This window comes from Bartonella sp. CM86QHHN (genome assembly GCF_042194695.1).
Classification (GTDB): domain Bacteria; phylum Pseudomonadota; class Alphaproteobacteria; order Rhizobiales; family Rhizobiaceae; genus Bartonella.
In genome coordinates this window covers 1-4,125 of the sequence record NZ_JBHIND010000069.1, presented here as the reverse complement: position 1 = coordinate 4,125, position 4,125 = coordinate 1, and the positions used below count along the sequence as shown (strand labels likewise).

The 4,125-nt window shown below is 44.6% G+C and carries 2 protein-coding genes; both read left to right on the top strand.

Annotation, left to right across the window (positions count from 1 at the left end; translation table 11 throughout):
- The first annotated feature begins 225 nt into the window (after positions 1 to 225).
- On the top strand, positions 226 to 2,022 hold the full coding sequence (locus tag ACFIKX_RS07900; RefSeq protein ID WP_375627773.1) for a ShlB/FhaC/HecB family hemolysin secretion/activation protein: 1,797 nt from the start codon (positions 226 to 228) through the stop codon (positions 2,020 to 2,022).
- A 25-nt stretch (positions 2,023 to 2,047) separates the two neighbouring features.
- Positions 2,048 to 4,125: filamentous hemagglutinin N-terminal domain-containing protein (locus ACFIKX_RS07895; protein WP_375627772.1), on the top strand; the 2,078-nt coding region annotated here is incomplete at its 3' end.

Here is a 4,125-nt window from a genome sequence, read left to right as displayed (position 1 = left end):
TGGGGATATTAATGTATTAACCATTGACGGGCTAAACAGTTTTGTTTAGAGGTTTTTCCATAGAAATGTGGGGGAGAGATCTTCAGCAGTTAAAATAAAGCAGTTTTTGGGTATCACTTTTCTTTGGTCACAGAGGCATGTGCTTTTGTTAAAAGCGTTATAGGGCAGTGGCTGTTTTGAGTGGATTTATTAGCGGTTCCATGAAGTTCTTTTAAATCATGCTTCATGAATAGTGCAAAGCGGGGGCAATCTGTATTGTTTTGTGTATTTTTACGCCAAAGTTCTCTTTTGAGAATTTTTCGTGCCATTTTTGTTTTCTTTGGCTTGTTTACAGGTGTAAATGTTTATGCGCGCTCCTCAGCTATTTTTCATTCCCCAACCGATAATTTTTCTCGTAGGTATTCAGAAAAGCAGCAATTAGAAAGAATTGAGAAATTACGCGCTTTAACGCCTAAAAGGATAAAGACGCCTTCAGAGCAAAATCCAGAAACGCTTTTGGGTGGGAAGCAATGTTTTCCCATTCATGCTGTTGTTGTTGAGGGAGTGCACCATGTCAAAAAGCGCTCTATATCAGCCGTAACAGAGCCTTATGTTGGAAGATGTATCGGTCTTTTTGATATTCAGCTCTTAATCAAGAAGTTAACCAAAGTTTATTTGGATCAAGGCTATGTAACGGCGCGTTTTTATATTCCTGATCAAGATATCAAAAACAGCAAGACGCTCAAATTTGTTGTCGTTGAGGGGAAACTTTCAGAGATTTACTATAATGGTTCACCGACGTCTCGTTATAATAATGTTGTATGGAGTGCTTTTCCTGGGCTTCAAGATCATGTTCTGAACATGCGCGATATTGAACAGGGGCTTGATCAGATCAACCGTTTGAGTTCAGCGCACGCTCAAAGCGAACTTCTTCCAGGGCGTGAAGAAGGAAGCACCATTGTCAATATTAACAATCATCCCGATAAAACTTTCAAGGTTACTGTTTCTCATGACAATATGGGACAAGCCTCTACAGGTTATGCGCGTTATAGTGCGGGCTTGAGGGTAGAAAATATTTTAGGGATGAATGATGCGTGGGATTTTAACTATCAGCGCAGTGAGCCCGATTATTGGGGTGGGAGCAAGCAAGAAGGACATAGCAATAACATTTCAGCGAGTGTGAGTATTCCATATGGTTATTGGACCTTTGGATTGAATGGCACTGTTTATAATTACCAAAGCATAATCCCTGGCAATTTTACCGATATTGAGACGACGGGGGATTCCAGTGAGTTGCACGCCAGTACAAGCAGGGTTCTTTACCGTGACAGTGTTTCCCTTACAGCCTTGAATTTAGGTCTTTCTTATAAAAGAACCAACAATTACCTTCTTGGCAATAAGATTGAAGTGGGCAGCCGTCAATATAGCGTCGCCAATTTTGGCATTTCGCATTCGCGCCAGATGTTGGGGGGGACTTGGACCTTTGATGTGAGTTATTTGCAAGGTCTTCCCTTGTTTCATTCAGTAAAGAAACATGCGCCAGGAGCAGGGGATGCGGAGCCACAATTTGCCAAATTTACCGGTACGCTTAGTGTCATGACGCCTTTTAAGGTAGGGAGCTTGGACTTTATACTGAGCAATCTTTTGAGTGGTCAATATTCACCGCATAATTTATTGGGAGCTGAACAGATTTCGTTGGGGGGCGCTTCCAATGTTCGTGGCACGCGTGAGAGTTTGCTTTTTGGCAATAACGGTTTTTTTAGCCGGAATGATTTGTTGCTACGCACCATTCCGTGGAGCAATCACGCGACCTTCAAAAAGGTTTTTGGAGAACTTCGCCCTTATGTTGGTTTGGATTATGGGCGTGTGTTTTCGCAAGTTTTGTATGGGATTAAGAGTGACCAGCTTGCCGGTTGGACAGCAGGTGTCAAGCTTGCGGGAGGCATGGTCTCTCTTGATGCCAGTTATTCCAGTATTTTTTGGAGCACAGTTAAGCACAAAAAATCAGGAACATTTTTTATGACATTAACAATGGAACTTTAAGCATTTTTTATTGGGGAGTTAACGTATGAGATATGAGAAGAGAGCAGAAAGAGCAGCTTTATTAGGTGTTTTAGTCTCCAGTACGATGCTCAAAAAGGTTTTATTTGGGGGACTTGGTTTTTCTTGTTTGTTAGCCCCTTCAGCGTTACAGGCGCAAATTGCAGTTGATCCTAACGCGAATGCCGCCCATCGTCCAGATATAGTAGCAGCGCCCAATGGGGTTCCCTCGATTGATATTGTTACCCCCAATGGCAAGGGCTTATCGCACAATAAATATAACGATTTTAATATTGGAAATCCGGGTGTGATTTGGAACAATCATGCGCAAGAAGTAGGGCAATCGCAGTTGGGGGGCATTATGCCGGGCAATCCGCATTTGCGTTTCACGGGTTCAGCGAAAGTGATTTTAAATGAAGTGACCAGCAGCAAGCGCAGTGCGCTTCATGGTCCAGGAGAGGTTTTTGGGAGCCCCGCCGATGTGATTATAGCCAATCCCAATGGGATAAGCTGTGATGGTTGTGGCTTTATCAATACGCCCCATGCGACCTTAACCACAGGTGTTCCCGAAATTGATGCGAGCGGTTTTTTGAAAGGCTTTGAGGTGCGAGGTGGGGATATTACCTTTGGCGCTAAGGGAGCCAATTTTTTCTCTGGTCAAGGAGCGATTGATATTGTCGATATTGTCTCACGCACAGTGCATTTTGAAGGAGCTGTTGCGGGCAGAGAAATTGGAGTGACAGCAGGGACAGGTCACTTTGATTATGCTTCACGGGAAATGAAAGAACTGACCGATATTACCGGTAAACCGGAATATGCGATAGATGGTTCTGCTTTGGGGGCTCTACAGGCGGATCAGATTAAACTTGTGGCAACAGAAAAAGGTGTTGGGGTTCGCATGCGCCATGATATGGCAGCCAATGCGGGGCAGTTGCATCTTTCTGCTGACGGGAAAATCTCGTTGAAGAATGTTTTTGGTCATGGGGGTGTTGTCCTCAAATCGAAAAGCCAGAGCGTATTGGCAAAGCACATCACCTCGAAAAAGCATATTGATATTGCCGCCCATAAGGATGTGACGTTAGAAACGGTTGGTGCTGATGGTCATTTGAAGATAGAGGCGCAGGATGGGCTTTTATCGATTGCCGGTAAGGCAACCTCTGGGGGCAATATGGAGCTGACTTCGCGCCAGACACTTCAAGTTTCAGGGCTAGGGGCAGGCGCTGATATGGCTCTTGAATCGGGCGGAGACTTGAAGCTTGAGGGGATTGTTTTAGCACAAGGGAATCTCAAGGCGCATGCCGGTGGTGATATACAAGCTCATTTTTTAGCTGGTGGGGTTGATATGGCGGCAACGGGTGCTGCTGGTGTTGTTGTTCTTGGCACCCAAGGGGATGTTGATCTCCAGAGCAGTCAAGGTGCGATTGTTGCTGAAAGTGTTTATGGAGCAGGAGATATCACCCTGGTTTTTCATAACGGGCTATCTGTTTCTCAAACAATTCTGTCGCATCAAAATGTTGCCATTCAAGCACAACCAGCAACAAATGCTCCCGTTCATTTTGGGCAACTTTTAGCCTATGGCAAGGCAAATATTGAGGGTGGGGCGGTTGACTTTTCTTCACTGATGACGGGTGAAGAAGCTGTTTTAAAGGTTGGCAGCCTTGATGCAGGGACACTGATGACAGGTGTCGTTTCTACGGGCGGTTCAGGGGATCTTGTTTTAGATGAAAAGGGCTTTCTTTTGATTACAGCAAAAGAAGGGGTGAAGGTTGGTCAGATTGCCAGTGGTGGCAATATTGAAATTTTTGCAGGCAACGACATCTATTATGATCAGGTCATGGGCTATGGCAGTGCAACATTGACATCGGTATCAGGAGAGATCAGTGTTGAGAATGTGTTGTCTGCTGAGGGGGATGTGAGATTGACGGCAACAACTCTCGATTTAAGCAATAATCGTTCTCATATTTACACGCCGCAAACGCTGTATTTAATTGCAGATCATATTGATGTCTCAGAGAGCGAATTGACTTATGGCGGTTTAGACTTTCAAAGCACCAATGCCCTTGATATTCACCATGCGCGGCTACAAGCTGTGACAGATCAGGGTGG